General features: G+C 58.6%; 1 protein-coding gene. It reads right to left on the reverse strand.

Features of this window, described 5'->3' with window-relative positions:
- Nucleotides 1-473 (reverse strand): hypothetical protein (locus tag AC1RO3_RS08590; protein ID WP_481764016.1); only part of this gene is annotated, 473 nt, incomplete at both ends.

Here is a 473-nt window from a genome sequence, read left to right on the forward strand (position 1 = left end):
TCCTTGTACTCAGCGCTCTTCCAGTCGTAGCTGCTGATGAAAAGTGGGACCCATGCGCGGCGCATCAGCGGCCACTGGGCAAACAGCGTTCCGTTTTCGAGCAGGCGATCGATGTGGGTCATCACGCCCTCGCGGCCATCCCAGTAGCCAAACCAGAACAGATCATCCGGAGACTTGTTGTCGAACCGCTCATCGCGATACCACTCCGGATGTTCCAGCGATTGGTACGAGCCACTGGACGTGCGACCACGGCGACGCGACTCTTCGTCGAACGGCTTCCACGCAGCCCACCAGTTGCAGGAATTGATGCGACACGACTCCGAATCCGTGTACGTGTCATACCGCAAGATCACACCAAAAGCCGAGTGGAACATGATACGCTGCATTTCTTGCCGGGGATCGTTGGGCGCGTAGTCCGGCGCATACGTGAAATGACGCGTGTAGCCCGTACGGAAACCAGCACGCTCCAGCGT

The sequence above is a fragment of the Dellaglioa sp. CoH-57-MRSF-19 genome, from assembly GCF_056781975.1.